The sequence below is a fragment of the Paenibacillus profundus genome, assembly GCF_021369635.1.
In the GTDB taxonomy this organism is placed as follows: domain Bacteria; phylum Bacillota; class Bacilli; order Paenibacillales; family Paenibacillaceae; genus Paenibacillus_B; species Paenibacillus_B profundus.
Genome location: NZ_JAJNBZ010000027.1, coordinates 1 through 19,148 on the forward strand (window position 1 = coordinate 1; position 19,148 = coordinate 19,148).

The 19,148-nt window shown below is 46.6% G+C and carries 18 protein-coding genes, 1 pseudogene and 1 other annotated feature; of the genes and pseudogenes, 18 read left to right on the forward strand and 1 reads right to left on the reverse strand.

From position 1 onward, the window contains the following. Positions 1–185: 185 nt before the first annotated feature. From LQV63_RS23500 to LQV63_RS23575, 16 genes and pseudogenes are all read left to right on the forward strand, one after another. Positions 186–464 carry a hypothetical protein gene (locus tag LQV63_RS23500; RefSeq protein ID WP_233698522.1) on the forward strand — a complete coding sequence of 93 codons (279 nt, stop codon included), beginning with the start codon at positions 186–188 and terminating at the stop codon, positions 462–464. Positions 465–478: 14 nt separating this feature from the next. Further along, a complete protein-coding gene (locus LQV63_RS23505) occupies positions 479–1,267 on the forward strand; it encodes an aminoglycoside phosphotransferase family protein (protein WP_407672958.1) in 789 nt (262 codons plus the stop codon). Between the two features lie 201 nt (positions 1,268–1,468). Beyond that, a complete protein-coding gene (locus LQV63_RS23510; protein ID WP_233698523.1) occupies positions 1,469–2,164 on the forward strand; it encodes a response regulator transcription factor in 696 nt (231 codons plus the stop codon). Beyond that, positions 2,157–3,242 carry a sensor histidine kinase gene (locus LQV63_RS23515; RefSeq protein ID WP_233698524.1) on the forward strand — a complete coding sequence of 362 codons (1,086 nt, stop codon included), beginning with the start codon at positions 2,157–2,159 and terminating at the stop codon, positions 3,240–3,242. Before LQV63_RS23510 ends, LQV63_RS23515 begins: the two co-directional genes overlap by 8 nt. 157 nt (positions 3,243–3,399) lie before the next feature. Next, the gene (locus LQV63_RS23520; RefSeq protein WP_407672960.1) at positions 3,400–4,281 is read left to right on the forward strand and encodes a carbohydrate ABC transporter permease; all 882 of its coding nucleotides are present in this window, start codon (positions 3,400–3,402) and stop codon (positions 4,279–4,281) included. 17 nt (positions 4,282–4,298) lie between these two features. Continuing rightward, positions 4,299–5,177: a carbohydrate ABC transporter permease gene (locus LQV63_RS23525; RefSeq protein WP_233698526.1), complete on the forward strand. Its 879-nt coding sequence runs from the start codon at positions 4,299–4,301 to the stop codon at positions 5,175–5,177. A gap of 68 nt (positions 5,178–5,245) precedes the next feature. After that, entirely contained in the window at positions 5,246–6,406 is a 1,161-nt protein-coding gene (locus tag LQV63_RS23530) for an efflux RND transporter periplasmic adaptor subunit (protein ID WP_233698527.1), read from the forward strand. A 45-nt stretch (positions 6,407–6,451) separates the two neighbouring features. Continuing rightward, positions 6,452–7,789 carry an ABC transporter substrate-binding protein gene (locus LQV63_RS23535; RefSeq protein WP_233698575.1) on the forward strand — a complete coding sequence of 446 codons (1,338 nt, stop codon included), beginning with the start codon at positions 6,452–6,454 and terminating at the stop codon, positions 7,787–7,789. Positions 7,790–8,054: 265 nt separating this feature from the next. Continuing rightward, a complete protein-coding gene (locus LQV63_RS23540; protein WP_233698528.1) occupies positions 8,055–9,095 on the forward strand; it encodes an ABC transporter substrate-binding protein in 1,041 nt (346 codons plus the stop codon). A 34-nt stretch (positions 9,096–9,129) separates the two neighbouring features. Further along, on the forward strand, positions 9,130–10,155 hold the full coding sequence (locus tag LQV63_RS23545) for a FecCD family ABC transporter permease (protein ID WP_026010990.1): 1,026 nt from the start codon (positions 9,130–9,132) through the stop codon (positions 10,153–10,155). Next, complete coding sequence (locus tag LQV63_RS23550; RefSeq protein WP_019420756.1) at positions 10,152–11,174, forward strand: FecCD family ABC transporter permease; 1,023 nt, start codon at positions 10,152–10,154, stop codon at positions 11,172–11,174. Before LQV63_RS23545 ends, LQV63_RS23550 begins: the two co-directional genes overlap by 4 nt. 47 nt (positions 11,175–11,221) lie before the next feature. After that, positions 11,222–11,398, forward strand: coding sequence for a hypothetical protein (locus tag LQV63_RS23555; protein ID WP_233698529.1), 177 nt, complete (start codon positions 11,222–11,224; stop codon positions 11,396–11,398). A gap of 413 nt (positions 11,399–11,811) precedes the next feature. Further along, positions 11,812–12,033: a hypothetical protein gene (locus LQV63_RS23560; protein WP_233698530.1), complete on the forward strand. Its 222-nt coding sequence runs from the start codon at positions 11,812–11,814 to the stop codon at positions 12,031–12,033. After that, positions 12,017–12,286 (forward strand): type II toxin-antitoxin system RelE family toxin, encoded by a 270-nt coding sequence (locus LQV63_RS23565; RefSeq protein WP_233698531.1) that lies wholly within the window; start codon positions 12,017–12,019, stop codon positions 12,284–12,286. The genes LQV63_RS23560 and LQV63_RS23565 overlap by 17 nt, the downstream gene beginning before the upstream one ends. A gap of 87 nt (positions 12,287–12,373) precedes the next feature. Then, entirely contained in the window at positions 12,374–12,685 is a 312-nt protein-coding gene (locus LQV63_RS23570; protein ID WP_233698532.1) for a retropepsin-like aspartic protease, read from the forward strand. Between the two features lie 561 nt (positions 12,686–13,246). Then, positions 13,247–13,540 (forward strand): annotated as a pseudogene (locus tag LQV63_RS23575) (IS66 family transposase); the annotation flags it as partial. A 239-nt stretch (positions 13,541–13,779) separates the two neighbouring features. Here LQV63_RS23575 and LQV63_RS23580 read toward each other — a convergent pair. Then, positions 13,780–14,736 (reverse strand): hypothetical protein, encoded by a 957-nt coding sequence (locus LQV63_RS23580; protein ID WP_233698533.1) that lies wholly within the window; start codon positions 14,734–14,736, stop codon positions 13,780–13,782. Positions 14,737–15,239: 503 nt separating this feature from the next. Here LQV63_RS23580 and LQV63_RS23585 point away from each other — a divergent pair. Both LQV63_RS23585 and aspS read left to right on the forward strand, forming a co-directional pair. Then, positions 15,240–17,228 (forward strand): AraC family transcriptional regulator, encoded by a 1,989-nt coding sequence (locus LQV63_RS23585; protein WP_233698534.1) that lies wholly within the window; start codon positions 15,240–15,242, stop codon positions 17,226–17,228. Positions 17,229–17,338: 110 nt separating this feature from the next. Further along, positions 17,339–17,559: a binding site (T-box leader), on the forward strand. A gap of 115 nt (positions 17,560–17,674) precedes the next feature. Then, positions 17,675–18,988: an aspartate--tRNA(Asn) ligase gene (gene aspS, locus LQV63_RS23590; protein ID WP_233698535.1), complete on the forward strand. Its 1,314-nt coding sequence runs from the start codon at positions 17,675–17,677 to the stop codon at positions 18,986–18,988. The last annotated feature ends 160 nt before the right edge of the window (positions 18,989–19,148 follow it).

The window sequence follows — 19,148 nt, forward strand, 5'->3', positions numbered from 1 at the left end:
TTCTGGAGGTCTGTCCATTTTCTGAAAGCATACGGTCCTGCGTCGAGACGTTGAGTACTTCTCTCTGCACTTCACCCAGATTTGGAATTATGCAAAATGCTCACTTAAAAGATACATAGAGAAAGCTGCAAATATGATAAGATCAATATTGGACAGATAATGTTGATTTAAAGGAGGAAGAAGGGATGAGATGGCAAGAAGTTAGAGAACTGTTCCCCGACCAATTTGTTCTGGTTTCCATCCTTGATTATCATGAGGAAGGCAATAAAAAGATAATAGATGAAGTAGCACCGATTCGCTCTATTTCAGACCAAGAAGCTAATAGAGAGTTTTTTCAAGCTGGGCCTGGAAATTTGGTATATCATACTTCTAATAAAGATTTTATTGTCTATATACGCAGGGATCCATTAATGAGAATGAGACGTTATTTATTTAATACAGGCTTGAAAATTATAGGACATTAACTAATAGAAGTGAAGTGGACGATTCTTACCGCACTTTTTGTATCAAGGGTTCGGGAGACATTCCAAGAACGTATTTTGTCATAATTAAAAATGAAAAGGAACTTATGTGGCTGCCCAAATTAAAGCCTTGTCTTTCTCTGCCCATATCATCACCTATTGCAAAGGGAGAGCCAAATGTCGATTACCCATTTCCGTGGTCCGTAAACCGTTGGATTGATGGCGATACAGCAAGCCACAGCAATATTTCCGATGTAAACAACTTCGCCTGTGATTTAGCGTTGTTTCTAATAGAGTTACAAACGATTGATACCACAGATGCGCCGCTTGCAGGAAAACATAACTTTTATCGTGGCGGTGACTTATTTGTTTATCATGACGAAACAGAGAAAGCATTTGAAAAGCTGAAAGACGAGTTGCTCACCGATACATTAAAAGCTGTCTGGGAGCAAGGCATTCAGTCAAAATGGACATCAAAAAATGTTTGGATACACGGCGATGTTGCACCCGGTAATCTGCTTGTTAAAAACGGAGCGCTTTGCGCTGTAATTGATTTTGGAATTATGGGTGTGGGCGACCCGTCCTGTGACTATGCTATGGCGTGGACTTTCTTTGACAAGGACACCAGAAACGTATTCTTTCAAACACTCGGCACAGATAAAGGCACAATTGACAGAGCAAGAGGTTGGGCATTATGGAAAGCGCTGATCACTTATCACGATGAAAATGTCGAGGTTGCCGCTAATGCAAAATATGCGATTGGTGAAATTTTAGATGAAATGGATACACCTGACATCGCGTCCTGAGTGTCAGATGTAAAAGCAAAAGTAAAGTATATTCAGACAAACACACGACCCGGCCTAAGATAGGAGCTATCTAAGGCCGGGTCGCGTCGCCGATCCGGGCACGTTAAGTGAAATCATAACCTGACGCTGATACTGTAACGAATCGGGAATAAATCTGATACAATCGTAGGTAATGTTAACTATATACAGGGAGTGGAAAGAATGAAGTCTATCACGATTCTGATCGCTGATGATGAGGCGGAGATTGCCGATCTGATCGAGCTGCATCTAGAAAAAGAGGGTTACCGCTGCATGAAAGTATCGGATGGGCAGGAAGCGATATCTGCGGTTAAGACGCATCCCATTGATTTGGCGATTCTAGATATTATGATGCCGAAGATGGATGGTTATGAGGTAACGAGGCAAATTCGAGAGCAGCATCATATGCCAATCATTTTTTTAAGCGCCAAAGCGACCGACCTCGATAAGATTGCAGGACTGGTCAGAGGAGCAGATGATTATGTGACCAAACCGTTCAACCCGATGGAATTGGTTGCCCGCGTGAATGCTCAGTTGAGGCGTTCCATGCAGTTCAATCAATCGGCGCCAGCGCACACACCTGTATTGGAGGCGGGCGGATTGGTCATCAATCCCGAACAACGCACCGTATCCATTTATGGCAAGCCTATTGAACTAACTCCGAAAGAGTTTGATATTTTGTATCTGCTGGCCAGCTATCCAAAGAAAGTCTACAGCTCGGAAAATATTTTTCATCAGGTGTGGGGCGAGGCATACTATGAAGGCGGCAATACGGTCATGGTACATATTCGTACCTTGCGCAAGAAACTTGGCGAAGACATGCATAAAAACAAACTGATCAAAACCGTCTGGGGAGTGGGATATACATTCAATGGCTAACATGATCCGAAGCTTTCGGTCTAAAATGATTCTGCTATTTGGTTTGAGCATGCTATTTTCCGGCACGATTACGTATCTGCTCTATAAAGCTCTCCAACTCTATTATTATACGACTAGGTTCGAAAATCCATTAACTAGAGTTCGTTATTTCATGAGAGAAATTGGGGATATTAACTTCTTTTTGCTTATTTTTATTCCTCTCTCGATTTTGTTTTTCTTTCTTCTCACCAAACGGTATGCGGCTTATTTTGATCAAATTTCCAACGGAATTAATCAGCTTGCGAATGGCGACTTCAACAGTCGAATCGATATTCCATCCAAAGATGAGTTCGGGGATATTGCGAGAGACATTAATCTGGCAAGTGAAAAATTGCAGCAAGCTTTGGAGAAAGGAGATTTTGCGGAAAACAGCAAGGATCAGTTGGTCATGAATTTGGCTCATGATTTGCGTACGCCGCTGACTTCTGTGTTAGGTTATTTGGATTTTATTCTTCAGGACGATCAATTGACTGCAGAACAGATCCAACATTATACGAGTATTGCTTTTACCAAGTCTAAACGTCTAGAAAGGCTTATTGAAGAGCTGTTCGAGATTACGAGAATGAACTACGGCAGGCTTACCATAGAGAAAAAACCGATCGATCTAAGTGAGCTTCTCAACCAATTATGTGAAGAATTATTACCTATCTTTGAGAAAAACCAGCTAATGGCCAGATTGCAGGTCATTCCGCATTTGAATTTATCGGGTGACGGGGAACTGCTGGCACGCGTATTCGAAAATCTGATGACTAACGCCGTTCGTTATGGAAGCGGTGGCGAGTTTATAGATATTCACGGCTATCTGGATGCAGAAGATGCAGTCATTCAAATTGTAAATTATGGGGATTGCATTCCCCCGGAAGAGCTGCCGAATGTATTCGATATGTTTTATACCGGTGATCAAGCGCGAACTCATCAAGAAGGGAGTACTGGCCTTGGCTTGTTCATTGCGAAAAATATTGTGGTGCAGCATCAAGGCACCATTTCGGTCCAAAGCAGTGTAACGCGTACGCTCTTTGAAGTCCGTTTACCGCAATAACTCTCATTCGAAGGCCTCGGTTAACGATTGTCGCCGTTCATTTAAGAAAAATTTTATATTTACCCTACTTCTTTTTTAAACAGTCTGCCCTATTCTAAAATGCATGAAGGGCAGGAGGAACCTGAGAATGAAGAAGTGGGGTTTTTGGCATGGTTTCATGAGGAAGACAAAAATAAAAAGATGGTTACGCAAGGATGCAGCGGCGGCATGGATATTTCTCGCGCCGAGCGGTGCAGGATTTGCGCTGTTCTACCTGATTCCGTTTGCCATGGGCGTGTTCTATTCTTTTATGGACCGTGCGGTAGACGGCCATTTTGTTGGATTGGATAATTACCGCGAGCTGCTGGCGAGCGATTCCTTCCGCAAGGCGGCATCCAATACGTTCTATTTCAGCGCGGTCAGTGTTCCGGTTATGCTTGCGCTGTCGCTAGGTGTGGCGATGCTGTTGAATAAAAATGTATATCTTCGAACATGGTTGCGGACGGCATATGTGCTGCCGCTTGTCGTTCCAGTCGCTTCGATTATTATGATCTGGCAGATGCTGTTCGATTGGAACGGCTCCCTGAACGCTTGGCTGAGCGGCTTCGGATTCGAACGTGTGGATTGGATGAAGACCGATGCGGCCCGAAATGTGGTGATTGTCGTTTATTTATGGAAGAACATTGGCTATAACGTGATTTTATTTTTGGCGGGACTGCAGCAAATTCCGAAGGATTATTACGAAACCGCCCAACTTGAAGGGGCCGGGCGCTTGCGGCAGTTCAGCAGCATTACGCTTGTCTACCTCACGTCCACGATGTTCTTTGTCGTCATCATGTCGATCATGAACTCGTTCAAAGTATTTCGGGAAACGTATTTGATCGCAGGCGATTATCCGCATGACAGCATATACATGCTGCAGCACTATATGAATAATATGTTCGCGTCGTTAGACATTCAGAAGCTGACTGCGGCGGCGACCTTGATGGTCGGCTGTATTCTGTTGATCGTCATGGGCTTGTTCGCGCTTGAACGCCGGTATCGGCAGTTCATGGAATAAGGGGGAGGGAAAGCCTGTTGCCAGTCGTGAAAATATTGCAAAAAAGTGGGTTAACGGTCGTCACGGGCGCCATTGCGGCATTGTTATTATTCCCTATTGTGATTACATTCACAAATTCGCTCATGACAGAACAGGAAATTGGAATCAATTATGGGCCCATAGGGCAGATGTACGAAGCGGATGCAGGGAAAGCAACTCCTTTTGTGAATGTAAAATGGCTGCCGGATCAAGTGTCCTTGGAGCAGTATGGCAAGGTGTTGGTGAACAGCCCGAAATTTCTGATGATGTTTTGGAATTCGGTCTTTATGGTGGTGCCGATTATCGCAGGGCAGACCGTTGTAGCAGCGCTTGCTGCGTATGCTCTCTCCAAGCTGAATTTTCGCGGCCGTGATGCGCTGTTCCTTGTCTATCTCTTGTCGATGCTCATGCCTTTCCAAGTGACACTCGTGCCGAACTACATAATGGCCGATAAGCTGGGACTGGTGCACAGTTCGCATGCCATTATATGGCCTGGTATTTTCGCGGCTTTCGGCGTGTTCATGCTTCGCCAATTCATGCTGCACATTCCGTATGCCTATATCGAAGCGGCTAAGATCGACGGTGCCGGTCACTTGCGGATTTTCCATACGATAATCATTCCCATGATCAAACCGGGTCTTTCCGCGCTTGTGATCCTCTTGTTCGTCGATTATTGGAACATGGTGGAGCAGCCGCTTATTTTCCTGGATGATCCGTTCAAACAGCCGCTATCCGTTTATTTATCCAGGATTAACGAAGGCGAGCAGGGGGTTGCTTTCGCCGCATCCATACTCTACATGACTCCGATGGTGCTGCTGTTTCTGTATGCGGAAACGTATTTCATTGAAGGAATTCAATTGTCTGGCATCAAGGGGTAGCTTTGCGGTGCTGATGCTTACGATGCAAGTTTTGCTTAAGCAAAACGCTAGGAGGAGAAAGACGGGATATGGTGTTAGAAAAAGAGTCGGTTGATCGCAGGCGCAAACGAAACATTCAAGCCGTACTCATTGTGTTTGTGGCGGTGTTAATGTTTTTTACGTTTTTCAGCAACACGCTGCAGTCGCTGACATTGCCGAAAGTGAGAACGGAAAAGCTGGCTGCCGGAAGTCTTGTACATACGCTCGAAGGCAGCGGGATACTGCGGCCGCTCGCCGAAGCGAAACTATCGAACCCTGCCGGCTGGAAGGTTAAACAGATTCTCGTGAAAGAAGGAGAACGTGTGAAGAAGGGGCAAAAGCTAGTCATCTATGACAGCAAAACAGCCGAACGAGAATTGCAAGATGAAATAACCAATTTGGAAAAGCAGAAAATCGAGCTGCAAAATATTCAAGATCAGTTCATCCAGTCGGCTACGGAAGGGGACGAATTCAAAGTACGGAATGTAAGGCGCGATATTGAAACGCGCAAACTTGTTCTAGGGGTGCAGGACCGTAAAATTAACGAATTGAGAGACCGCCTGGCAAGCCAAAAGGAAATGACGGCTCCGTTCGATGGCATTATTACGAAATTGAATGCCGTTGAGGGGTTAACATCACCGGGAGAACCGGACGTTTTTATCTCGAATGGCAGCCTGGGTTATCAATTTGATATTTCCGCGGATTCAACGCTGCTGTCCGACATCGGGATATCGATCGGAGAGAAGATAGAGGTCGAGGTGCATACGGTCCTAGAGCAACAGACCCGTATCATCGACGGCACGATTGATGAATTGGCGGATGCAGTGCCGCGTGCCGAGAGCTCATCCAGTGAAGAGGCGGGCAAGACCATAACGATCCCGCAAAAAGTTCTTCGCGTAAAGGTGGTTGATTCCGAACTGAAAGGGGGTGAGCAGGCGTTGATTACACTCGAGAAACGCTCGCGCCAAGACGGATTGATCATTTCCAATGCGGCGATTCATCAGGAGCGTGAAGGCATGTTTGTTTATAAAATGGAAGAGCAGAGGGGCCCATTAGGCAATGTCTTTGTTGCGCGTAAAGTCCGAATTCATTCCAAGGAAACGAATGACAAAGACATGATGATTCAATCGGATAGCGTCTATGAGGACGACCTGATTATTCTGGAAAGCAGTGAGCCTTTACAAGACGGAAACCGTGTTCGTCTGCAATAGGTAAGCATGTATGCGATAAAATGATAGAGGAGAGGTAATCAGATGATGAAAAAGCGGCTATGGCTTCTATTTATTTGTATGATCATGACGGCAACGACCGCATGCGGTTCTGGAGAGGGCGGGAAAATGGAAGGCAAGGAGAAAACGTTAACCAAAGAGGGGAAGATGGTCGTTACTTTGTCTCTGCAAGAACCGAACGCATTCTACCAAGCGGTAGAGAAAAAATTTGAAGAGAAGTACCCGGACATCGACCTGCAAATCCAAGCTTACAAGCAAATGGGTGAAAAGTGGGAGCCGGGCGATTTTGAAAAATATAGAAAAACGACGAATACAGCACTGCTATCAGGGAAAGGCGCGGATATCATCGAAGTGGGCAGCTTGCCTATCGGCGAATACGTGAGCAAACAGCTTCTCCTGAACATGGACGATTATTTGGAACAAGCCCCCCTGTTGAATAAGAGCGATTTGCAAATGAATGCTTTGGAAGCATTCAAGTTGAATGGCGGTATGTATGCCATGCCTTCCGGGTTCTTCCTGCGAGCGTTCATAGGCGATGGGGACATTCTTGAGAACACGAGCGTTGATGATAAGAACTGGACCTGGCAGGAGTTTAAGGAGGTTTCGAAGGAACTTATGCAAAAAGCGGGGGAGAGCAGCAAGGAACCCCGCTATGCCTTAGCGAATGAACCGCCGGAAGTCATCCTTCAAGAAATGGTTGTGGATAGTTACACGGAGTTCGTTGACCGGGCGGCTCAAAAGGCAAAGTTCGATTCTCCCTTATACGTGGACATGATGCAGCAAATTAAAAAAATGTATGATGATGAAGTCATGACTTCAAAACCGGCTGAAATCGGCAAACAATTGTTCTATTCTGCTGTTTTATTCTCGCCAGCAGACTTTATCGATGTACCGCATACATTCTTCTCGAATCCGAAGCTGCTGCACAAGCCGCATGCAGAAGGACAAACAGTCGGAATGAGGATCATCCCCTCGTCTCAGTTTGCGATACAAGCCAAGTCTCCGGTTACAGAGGAAGCTTGGAAGTTTATTGCCTTCTTGTTATCCGAAGAAGTGCAATCCCTGCAAGAGAGAGAAGGATTTTCACTTCTTACGTCCGTGAACGAGAAGAAGCTGAACGACATTCAGGAGCAAGTTAACAGTGGAACATACAAGCTTCCAAACGGGAAAGCAGCCAAGGTGCAGGATGAAGAGTTTACTCAGTTCAAACAACTCCTTCGTACGCCGTATCAGTTTGCGATGCTGGACGGTAAAGTAATTGCCATGGTAGGAGAAGAGTCGAGCTCATTCTTCAGCGGACAAAAGTCTGCGGAGGAAGTAGCAAAGCTGATCCAGAACCGGACGACAATCTATTTAAACGAATAGGAAAGGATATAAAATATTAAAGCAGCCCACCTTGAGCGCTGCTTTTTTTAATTGCGAAATCTGTGCAAAACTGCAAAACCTAATCGCGGTAACACTATCACAGAAGAACAACATAGCAAAAAGAACGGATTGACAAAATATAGGCAAGTTGATAAGCTGTTATCGTTGATAATAATAATCATTATCAATAATAGTTTTTATGTTGCATGGCTTCATAGGACAAGCATGCTTAGGCATTTATTCTACTTAAGAAGGGGAAGAGAAGATGGTGAGCAAAATGAAGAAGCAAGCGGGCATTATCGTATGTGCGCTGGTTGTCGTGATGATGGTTCTGGCTGGTTGCGGCAATACAAACAACAACTCGGCTTTATCTAGCGGTGAAGATAAGCAAGCCGGGACGCCTGCTGAATCGTCTGTCACTGCGACAGATGGAGCAGAGAAAGAGAAGGCAGGGCAGACAGAGGAGAAGTCCGGCACCCGAAAAGTATCGACGGTGATGGGGGAAGTGGAAGTGCCTGCTAATCCTCAGCGTGTCATTGTCAACTGGTATGTCGGGGATGTATTTGCGCTTGGTATCAAGCCTGTGGCGGTAAACGCTCGTGCTGATAAAGCGATGCCTTTTTACAAACAGTTTGAGGGGATCCCGAACACTGAAAAATGGGAATCCGAAGAAATATTGAGATACGAACCCGATTTGATCATTACTTATGATCCTAAGGATTTCGAGAATTTCTCCAAGCTGGCGCCAGTTATTGTGGTCCCTGAAGGGGACGTAAGCTCAACCGAGCGGTTATCCTTCCTCGGCGAAGCAACCGGTCATGAGGCAGAGGCCAAAGAAGCGATTGCCATTTACGAGGAGAAGCTAAAAAATGCGAAGGAAAAACTGAGCAGCGGCATTTTCAAAGACAAAACCTTCAGTATTCTCCAGGATTGGGGTCGAGAATCATACGGGGTTATGTATGAGACGGGCTCACGGGGAGGTACGTTGCTCTATGAATATCTTGGGCTGAGTAAGCCGGAAAAGCTGGAGCAATTGGTCAAGAAGTCAGGGAAAGGGCGCGATTCCCTGTCCTATGAAGTGGCCTCCCAATATTTTGGGGACTACGTTCTCTGGTTTCTGAAGGAGGGATATGAGTCCGAATATGCGAATACGGTAATCTGGGATAGTATTCCAACTGTCAAGAATGGAAATATCATAGAAATTCCAGCAGAATATGGCGGCTTGTTCTATTATTCCGATATTGCCAGCATGACAGCGCAGTTGGATTATATCGTGGATCGATTGCTGGAACTAGAAAAGAAATAATTATGAAAATTACGGATGAACTAAGGGTGTCAATATGTTAATGGATGCAAACAAGAGCTACAAGGGAAGGCTGAAGTTCAGCTTGTTCATGTTGGCAGGTATGGTTCTGCTGGTTCTTGCAACCGCAGCATCGATTTCATTCGGCGCTGCGGACATGAGCCTTGAATTGGCATGGGGAGCCGTATTCAATTTCGATCCGGGGGTTACGGAACATCATATTATTCGTATTTTTCGGCTTCCACGCACGGTAGCGGATATTATGGTTGGCTGCAGCCTGGCTGTATGTGGAGCAGTCATGCAGGGAACTACCCGTAATCCATTGGCCGATTCCGGACTGCTCGGCATCAGTTCGGGCTCTACATTTGCGATTGCGCTGTGCATGGCCTTTTTGCCCGGGCGCACTTATGTGGAAACGATGATCTATTCCTGTATGGGTGCGGCAATCACTACGGCAATCACTTACTATTTGGCATCCGTCGGTAAGCGGGGAATGACTCCGCAACGTCTGGTGCTGGCGGGAATGTCGATCTCGATGCTGTTTGGCTCTTTCAGCTCGTATATCGCCATCAAATACGAGATTGGTCAGGATTTGGCCTATTGGACGGCCGGGGGGACAGCCAACGTGGAATGGATGCAGCTGGCTTATGTTTCGCCGTTGTTCGTGATGGGGGTAATATGGGCGATCACTCTCTCCCCATCTATAACGATTCTTAACTTTGGGGAGGAGCTTGCGGGGGGGCTTGGACTCCGCGTCAATTTGATCAAAGGCTCTTCCACGGTGATTGTGTTGATATTGACGGGCCTTTCCGTTATTATTGTGGGTCCTATCGGTTTTGTCGGGCTGATTATTCCGCATATCGTGCGATTTATAATTGGTGTGGACTATCGGTTTATCATACCGGCATCGGCTTTGTATGGCGCTGTGTTTACGGTAGGCGCAGATTTGCTCGGCAGGATGATCGGCCGCCCTCACGAGACGCCGCTGGGAATTATCTTCGCGTTGGTCGGAGTTCCATACTTCCTCTATCTCGTGCGCAAACAAAGGAGGGAGTTTAGTTGACTCAACCCGTTAGTAAGCGTTCCGCATTGGTAAGGCCGATTGGGGTTATTTTGCTTTTATCTGTGCTGGTGTTCATCGTGGCGGTGATTAGCATGAATGTGGGAAGATTAAATTTGTCCCCGATCGAGGTGCTGCAAGTGATCATCGGACAGGGGACGGAGAAGCAAAATCTGATCGTATTTGACCTTCGTCTGCCACGTATCGCACTGGCGATTTTAGTGGGAATGGGCATGTCCATCTCGGGCTGTGTGATGCAAGGCCTGCTCAAAAATGATTTGGCCAGTCCGGGGACATTGGGAATCAGCTCGGGCTCCGGTTTGTTTGTACTCCTGTATATTACTGTTTTTGCGGCGAATGGGCTCTTATCGCCGCTGTTGTTGCCGCTGCTGGCCTTTGCTGGCGGAATCACCGCAGCGATGCTGATTTTTGCGCTTGCCTACAGAAAAGGAAGGGAGCTTTCGCCTACAGGTTTGATCTTAACAGGCGTGGCCATGGGGAGCGGATACGGCGCATTGTCGCTAGTGATTACGCTCGGTCTCGATCAGAAACAGTATGATTTTGCCCTGCGTTGGCAGATCGGGAATTTATGGGGGGACGACTGGAAATATATCATGGTGTTGTTTCCTTGGGTGATCGTTCTCGGTTTTTATGTTCTATATAAATCGAATACGCTGAACGCTTTAAACCTTGGCAACCAGACAGCAACCGGCCTTGGCGTCGCGCTCAAACGGGAGTTTATCGGTCTGGCGTTGGCGGCAGTCGCTTTATCATCTGGCAGCGTGGCACTTGGCGGCAACTTCTTCTTCGTGGGATTGATTGGTCCTCACATGGCCCGCAGGTTGGTAGGCCCCAATCACAAGTTCATGATACCCACTGCCGCGCTGATAGGCGCGCTAGTTATCTTGGTGGCAGACACCTTCACCCGTACGGTCAGTGTGGGCGCGGATATTCCAACGGGAGTCATTATTACGATCTTCGTCACTCCTTATTTCCTCTACCTTCTATCGAAATCGAATTGAGGCGGAACTTCGGATATGCAAGTATGGCATGCAGGGCTTGTTGGCCAATGAAAGGTGAGTGGTTGCCGCTTCTTGGTATGTTACTTGTTTTGATGATACTGGGCGCCTGTGGCGCCAAGGAAAATGCTTCAAATAACGGTGCGGGCAGAAAGGAAGAAGTATCACCTAAATCAGAAACGGCATGGCCTCGCACATACGAGGATGAGCTGGACGGTGTCACCTAACATAGAAAAACTGGCAGAGATCGAGCCGGATTTAATTATTGCCGATACAGAAGATGTAAGAAAAACGAAGGCGAACAAAATGAATGACAAAACATATACTAATACGGATCGATGGACTACCAGGCTCAGGAATGTCAATGCTTTCGGAAAACTTTTTACTGAATTGTTTAGAAGACTAATGGACTTGATGCAATTCGGGAGGCGGTTATGGTTACAGGCAGATAACCTTGCGAACCTAACCGCGTCGCGGCCGGTCGCTATCGCTTCTTTAAGGTTCTCGGGCTTGTGAACCCAAAAACGTTATAGGAAATTGGCACAGTATTTTATCCAGGAAGTTTAATCAGGGGAGATTATGGAGAAATAAATAAAAATAAGATACAATAAATTCAAAGTCCTGAATGGGGGTACTGTAAATGAGTGTTCCTAATGATGAATTGGAAAAACTGATAAGTCATTTAAATAATAAAAACAAGGTTGTTGCGAAGAGTTTTTTGTCTTGGCTGTTGGAAAATCAATCGGAAGATGATGATTTTTTACTTACAGATGATATTGTCTCAATAAATAAAGGGAAGCAAGAATTATTGAATGGAGAAACTACTTCTTTGGAGGATTTAAAACGTGAACTCGAACTTTAAAGTGGACTTTTCGAGTGAAGCAAAGAAGTATTTGAAGAAGTTGGATAAACCAACGGCAAAAAAAATTATTTCGGCAATCGAAGCATTGCGCGATGATCCCTATAATACAACTCATACAAAGAAGATGAAAGGTTATGAAGGTGAGTTCTATAGATTAAGAGTAGGGAGCTATAGAATCATATATGAGATATTAAACGGGAAATTATTAATATTGATTGTGAAAGTTGGATCTCGTGGAGATATTTATAAATAGTACATTTAGAGTGACTACCTGATTTAATGTTGGGTAGTCCTTTTTTAAATCAAGCAGACAACAGCGAAGATGGTTAGGAGTTCGGATATGAATACAGCTATTCATCTTTCCAGTAGTGATTTGCCATTCATTAAAGTAACGGTTTATTACAAGAATCAAAGCATTACTTTGCCTCGAGTACTCATTAATACAGGATCTTCAAGCACTATTTTGAAGCTAGACGTTGTAGAGGAAATAGGATTGACAGTAGAGGTTGATGATGTATTAGGTACCATAAGTGGTGTTGGAGGTAGTGAATTTGTATTTTTCAAGACCGTTGATGCAATAGAACTAAATGGTTTTATAATTGAAAATTTCCAAGTTGATATTGGAACCATGAATTATGGGATAACATATTGATGGAATTATTGGCATGGACTTTTTATTAAGAGCGAGAGGATTAATTGATTTGAATCATTTGATATTGACTTGTAAGCGGTAACATAAAGTGTGGAGCTTCGTCTATCACGCATTCACGCTGCACCGACTAACCCACATCGCGATCAGCGACTCTGGAAATTAGAGAAATTCTAGCCAGACAAGAACTAGAAGAATTGATTTATTTGGAGCGTACAGTATGCAATATTTACATCCGTATATTTAAATTTAATTGTAACATGCGCATTACTCCTTATCTGAAACGGCTTACAAAACTTTAAAAAGGTGACGAAGGGCTGGAGTCAGGTAACAATAAAAAAGCCTATTCAAATAAGAACAGACTTTATAGCTAATATTTATAAACATCGCCCCGTGAACCAATTTTAATTACATAAATAAGCAAATTGAGTGGATTTATCTAATTTTTGTGAATAATTCAAGACATCTTTTTGGAGCTCAATTGAGTAAATCATCTATAACATCCTTGTGATCTTTTGAAACTGCCATTTTTATCAACTCCTATGTTAAAAACTACTTTTATGACCGCCAAAGAAAACCGTCTCCACGAATGGACCGTTTGCGTACCGCACTGGTCGCATGGGTCCGCCCATCATCTTGTACGACTACCGGGCCACGCGCGATGGCGAGCATCCTCGGAACTTTCTGTCGGCATTCACCGGTTACCTGCACGTGTATGGGTATCCCGTCTACCTAATGTGTCCGGTGCAACCTGGTTGGATGCTGGGCACATGCGCGCCGCAAGTTCGATGAGGCGCTGAAGGAGCTGCCTTCCGACAAGACAAAACCGAGACGGCTGCTCGTCAGGGACTACAGTTTTTTTGTGCCCTCTGATGCGCTGTGAGGGTCGTAGAAGCCACGAATTTTAAACAAAATTCCCTGCACCTCCTCAAGGTGGTTCAGGGAATTTGAGAAAATCACTACCAAATTGCTCAGACAATGTGAACCGTAACCTGATGAACGAGCAAGGCAAGGTCCGGTTGTCAGACGCGGCTCCCATCACCGATGCTAGCCGGTACCCCGGACACCTCCACAGCGGACCTCCGTTGCGGTCTGACCTACAGCCCCGCGATGTGTGTCCAGCCTGTTGCGAGTCCGGTGATGGAACTGACATACTGGTAGTTACCGGCGTTGTCGAGCCGGGCGGTCGCGCCAAGGCCTGTCGAGGCGTTGTAGAAGAGTACGCCACCGCTGGTGGTTCCGGTGATGTGTGTCCAGCCTGTCGCGAATCCGGTGATGGAACTGACATACTGGTAGTTTCCGGCGGCGTCGAGCCGAGCGGTCGCGCCAAGGCCGGTTGAGGCGTTATAGAAGAGAAGACTACCCTGGTTGGCGGACACGATGTGTGTCCAGCCTGTTGCGAATCCGGTGATGGGACTGACATACTGGTAGTTACCGGCGTTGTCGAGCCGGGCGGTCGCGCCAAGACCGGTCGAGGCGTTGTAGAAGAGTAAGCTACCGCTGGCGGTTCCGGTGATGTGTGTCCAGCCTGTTGCGAATCCGGTGATGGAACTGACATACTGGTAGTTTCCGGCGGCGTCGAGCCGAGCGGTCGCGCCAAGGCCGGTTGAGGCGTTATAGAAGAGAAGACTACCCTGGTTGGCGGACACGATGTGTGTCCAGCCTGTTGCGAATCCGGTGATGGAACTGACATACTGGTAGTTACCGGCGTTGTCGAGCCGGGCGGTCGCGCCAAGACCGGTCGAGGCGTTGTAGAAGAGTAAGCTACCGCTGGCGGTTCCGGTGATGTGTGTCCAGCCTGTTGCGAATCCGGTGATGGAACTGACATACTGGTAGTTTCCGGCGGCGTCAAGCTGGGCGGTCGCACCAAGGCCGGTCGAGGCGTTGTAGAAGAATAAGCCACCGGGATACGCCCTAACTTCAGGTCGCACAAATATATAATCCGATGGTATAGGGGGATATGGATACTCGAATCCCCTAGGATTGAAATATAAAGAGGGATAGTGTGGTCTTTCATAAGATGGTGCTTGATGTTGATTTGATTTTTCTCTCATTATTTTCTCCTCCTGTTGCTTAATGCAATATTAATTTATGGGCATTTGTATAATAGGCTACAATTTAAACGAAAAATCCACGATTGCCTATTTAAGGGGTTCAACTTAAGCGTCAAACAGCCCCCATCTTGTGAAAGGATAGGGGCTTCCGTATGCTATATTTCATATAGACTCGGCAAGTGACCTGCAACGTCTGGAGTGCTAATTTAGATGGGATTGAGCTTATAGAGGAATTAAGCCGTATAAGCCTTTTTCGCCTGCTTAAAGAAAGCAAACCGTTCCACGTACTCAAAAGGCCCCTCTACCTGTGCGTTAGCTCCGACAATTTTCTGATACCGCTTCCAAATCGGGAAGTCGCTATGAAGGTGTGCAGGGTTTGATGCTGACCTTTAAACAATAGCGTCAACAGAGAAAATTTATTATGAGAATGATTATCATTCGTGATGGTTTCTGATAAAATCATGAATGAGAATGTTTTAGGTCAGAAGGAGTGGAATAACTCGATGACACTGAGTGATCATATATTGCTGTGGAATCATGCTTCCATCCAAGTAATGGATGTGCGTCATACGATCATGGAGCAGGGAGAAGTGCTCCGATCCTATCGATTGCCGGCAAGTGCTTTCTTATACACAGTGCGCGGCAGCGCCCGGGTGTGGCTGGATAGGAATGCACATATGGCGAAACGATTTCATGTCCTTCATGGGGGAAAGGGATTGTGCCTGGATATTGCGGCCGAGGAAAGCTTTGAGTACTATATGATTTTGTACAAGGCTATAGTCCCATTGCCTTGCCGTCAGGAAATTTTAGAATTAATGAAAAAAAACAATCCATTTCAATATCAATACGTTTTTGCGCCATGTTACCCGCTGTCCCTCTTTGATAAAATCGATCAGATGAACAACGAATGGCAGCGATCAAACGGGTTGGAAAAATTGCATGTCAAATCATTGTTTTATCAATTCGTATATGAGCTCATGCGGCAACTGCATGTTCAGGGGATCGAACCGTTCAAGCCTGATCTGGCAACGCAGGTCATTCGCTATATTCGCGAGCGTTACAGTGAACCCATTACGCTGGAGTCCTTGGCTAATGATTTGGAGTGCAGCGCTGGTTACCTGTCCAAGCTGTTCAAAGGAAAAATGAACACCAGTCCGATTCATTATCTGGGTGAGGTTCGCGTTAACAACGCGATAAAGCTGCTGCTGCAGACCGATGCAACATTGCAGGAAATAGCTGAGAGCGTGGGATATCCTGATGGACACTCGTTAAGCCGCAGCTTCAAGAGGTATAAGGGTGTATCACCCGCCCGATTCAAAACAGAATGGAAGTACGGGGAACAAGGTGAAGATTTGCCCTTATTCAGACAAAGATTTGCTATTCTCCCGAACAAGGTGAAGCGTTATAGTGATAATGACATTGAAAATCATTATCACTATAAAGGGGAAGTGGATATATCTATGTACAGAAGTGTGAAGTTAACCGCAATGACAGTATTTTTGTGTCTGTCACTGCTGCTAGGGGCATGTTCAAATGCGCCGAATACAAACGGAGGTTCGCAAGCGCCGGCTAAGAACGCAGAAGTTCAAGCGAATTCTGGAAATTCCAATGGAGGACAGGAAGCAGCGTCGCAAGCAAAGACGAGAATCGTATCCACTTTGAAGGGTGACGTGGAAATTCCGGCAGAGCCGCAGCGTGTGGCATCAGACCAATATATGGGACAACTGTTGAAATTGGGGATTATTCCTGTAGGTGTGAGAGAAGATATGCTGAAAGAAGCTTGGATTGAGAAAGCAGGTATTTCCAAAGATATTCTGTCCAAAATTGAAGATCTGGGCGGATTTCCGATGAATGCAGAGAAATTGGCTTATTTGGAGCCTGATTTAATTATCGGTTCAATAGAAGATAATATTGAACAATATAAAAAAATTGGGACTACCGTTTTTCTGCCTTACTGGGAAAGCTATTCTACTGCAGGTCCGATCGAAAAATTCAAAAGAATCAGCGAAATATTCGGAAAGCAAGAGGTAGTGGAACAGTGGATCGCGGAATATGAACAGAAAGTTGATAAGGCCAGAAAACAAATCGAAGGCATCATTAAACCAGGAGAAACGATTTCTGTCGTTCAAATCGGTTCGAAAGCATTGTATGTGTTGGCCGCGAAGGGTGGAAATTATGGCAGTGCGACGATCTATCAAATGCTGAAATTACCGCCTACAGAGAAAGCGTTAAATATGACAGAAGGATTTGAGAATGTCTCTCTGGAGGTATTGCCTGAGTATCTGGGTGATCATGTATTTGTATATGTAAATTCTAAAGAAGATGCGGACCAGATTTTAAACAGTGCCATATGGAAGGGGGCTCCAGCGGTTAAGAAGGGTCAGGTTTATATGTACGGTGAGTTTGGTGATGAATTTGTGATGGAAGATCCGTACTCTCTGGAGCTTCAGCTGGAAACAATCGTTAACATTTTATTGAAAAATCGGCAGTAGCATAACTTCGGGTATCCCTAACACCTTCGTATATCTGCCTATACGCCGCTTTCTGACGGCAAACTAATATTTGACAACGTCTGAGGTGTTGTAATATGATGGGTAACAAATTCAAAGCGATGATCTGGAGAAGTAGTGTGAAGCTGGAGTCGACAGAGAGCTATCCCTTGGCTGGAAGGATGGCGGTTGCAGTCACGTGAACGACACCAGAGAGTGCCGCCTGAACGCTGATGCCAGTAGGAGCGGACGGTCTCCCGCCGTTATAGGGGAAGAGTGATCGCCATGTGCGATAATTAGGGTGGTACCGCGTGAATCAGACCTCGTCCCTTTCCGGGACGGGGTTTTTTGTATTTCGGGAAAGGGGGTGATCGCATGGACGACGGCGACGATGATGATGACAACAATATCTTCAACTCACGGAACAATCGAATAAGGAGGATGTTACGATGTCTATTAACAAGGAACCCGAAGTCCGTGTGCTTTGCTCCACGGTCTCCCGCTGTGAAAGACAGCAAATAACGATTCAAGGATGGGTGCACGGCGTGCGTCATCTGGGGCAGGTGATGTTCATGGATGTCCGCGACCGCAGCGGTATCGTTCAATGTGTGCTGGAGGGTGAGTGGCTTGACCTGTCCTTGACGATGGAGTCGGTCGTTGCCGTCCATGGCGAGGTCGTCCAAGCGGCCAAGGCGCCGAACGGCATCGAAATCCATGCGATTCGGGTGGAAGTGCTCAATCAGGCCGAGTCCCCGCTTCCGTTCGATCTGAACAAGAAGCAATTGAAGGTCAGACTGGATACGATGCTGGATCATCGCGTGCTGTCATTGAGGCATAGAAGGGCCCATTCGATTTTTACGATTCAATCCGCGCTTGCGGGCGCTTTCCGGGCTTACTTGACCCGACACGGATTCACCCAAATTTTTACGCCCAAAATCGTTGCCTCCGGTACCGAGGGCGGTTCCAATTTGTTCCCGATCCATTACTTTGAGCATACGGCCTATCTCGCCCAGTCCCCCCAGTTCTACAAGCAGATGATGGTGGGCGCAGGGTATGAGCGGGTCTTCGAGATAGGACCGGTCTACCGTGCCGAAGAGCATAATACGTCCCGTCACTTGAACGAGTATATTTCGCTTGATGCGGAGATCGGATTTATTCGTTCCGAGGAAGAGTTGATGGACCTGGAGCAAGAACTGTTGAAGCATATGTTCGATACCGTCGCGCGCCAGTGCGAAGACGAATTCAAGCTGCTCGAAGTCGAACCCCTTGTGCTGACGACGGACATTCCGCGTATGACCGTTGCCGAGGCGCATCGTATTTTGGAACGAAAATACGGGAAGCTTTCGCCCAAAGGCGATCTCGATCCCGAAGGGGAACGTCTCCTCTGCCAATACGTCGGGGAGAACAAGCAGCCGGGCTTCGTCTTCCTTACCCGCTACCCGCGGGAGATTCGTCCGTTCTATGCCATGCCGGCGGCGGATGAACCGGCCTTGACGGCATCATTCGACTTGCTGATGGGCGGTCTGGAGATTACGACCGGAGGCCAACGGATTCATGAGCTGGAGCAGCTGATCCAATCTATCCGGAGCCGGAGCCTGAACCCGGATCATTTCGGCAGCTATCTGGAGGTGTTCCGGTACGGCATGCCGCCGCATGGCGGATTCGCCATCGGGCTGGAGCGTCTGACCTCGCGGCTGCTTGGCCTCGGCAATGTGCGGGAAGCTTCCGCCTTCCCGCGGGATCGCAATCGATTGACACCGTGATGCGGGCTGGAGCAAAGGGTTTCCGTTGCGGAAGCCCTTTGTCCGCTCATGCCGCCGCAGAGAACTGGCAAGGCGGCCTATCGAAGCGATATCCGGCTTTATACGTTATACCGTATAAGCTTTTATGTTTTTTAGGGTTTGCTCAGAGAAATCATTCGCT

Coding starts and splice junctions, on each gene's coding strand:
- LQV63_RS23500 (WP_233698522.1), top strand. CDS start 186: ATGAGATGGCAAGAAGTTAGAGAACTGTTCCCCGACCAATTTGTTCTG.
- LQV63_RS23520 (WP_407672960.1), top strand. CDS start 3,400: ATGAGGAAGACAAAAATAAAAAGATGGTTACGCAAGGATGCAGCGGCG.
- LQV63_RS23585 (WP_233698534.1), top strand. CDS start 15,240: ATGACACTGAGTGATCATATATTGCTGTGGAATCATGCTTCCATCCAA.
- LQV63_RS23560 (WP_233698530.1), top strand. CDS start 11,812: ATGAGTGTTCCTAATGATGAATTGGAAAAACTGATAAGTCATTTAAAT.
- LQV63_RS23570 (WP_233698532.1), top strand. CDS start 12,374: ATGAATACAGCTATTCATCTTTCCAGTAGTGATTTGCCATTCATTAAA.
- aspS (WP_233698535.1), top strand. CDS start 17,675: ATGTCTATTAACAAGGAACCCGAAGTCCGTGTGCTTTGCTCCACGGTC.
- LQV63_RS23540 (WP_233698528.1), top strand. CDS start 8,055: ATGGTGAGCAAAATGAAGAAGCAAGCGGGCATTATCGTATGTGCGCTG.
- LQV63_RS23545 (WP_026010990.1), top strand. CDS start 9,130: ATGTTAATGGATGCAAACAAGAGCTACAAGGGAAGGCTGAAGTTCAGC.
- LQV63_RS23510 (WP_233698523.1), top strand. CDS start 1,469: ATGAAGTCTATCACGATTCTGATCGCTGATGATGAGGCGGAGATTGCC.
- LQV63_RS23555 (WP_233698529.1), top strand. CDS start 11,222: ATGAAAGGTGAGTGGTTGCCGCTTCTTGGTATGTTACTTGTTTTGATG.
- LQV63_RS23535 (WP_233698575.1), top strand. CDS start 6,452: ATGAAAAAGCGGCTATGGCTTCTATTTATTTGTATGATCATGACGGCA.
- LQV63_RS23530 (WP_233698527.1), top strand. CDS start 5,246: ATGGTGTTAGAAAAAGAGTCGGTTGATCGCAGGCGCAAACGAAACATT.
- LQV63_RS23580 (WP_233698533.1), bottom strand. CDS start 14,736: ATGAGAGAAAAATCAAATCAACATCAAGCACCATCTTATGAAAGACCA.
- LQV63_RS23515 (WP_233698524.1), top strand. CDS start 2,157: ATGGCTAACATGATCCGAAGCTTTCGGTCTAAAATGATTCTGCTATTT.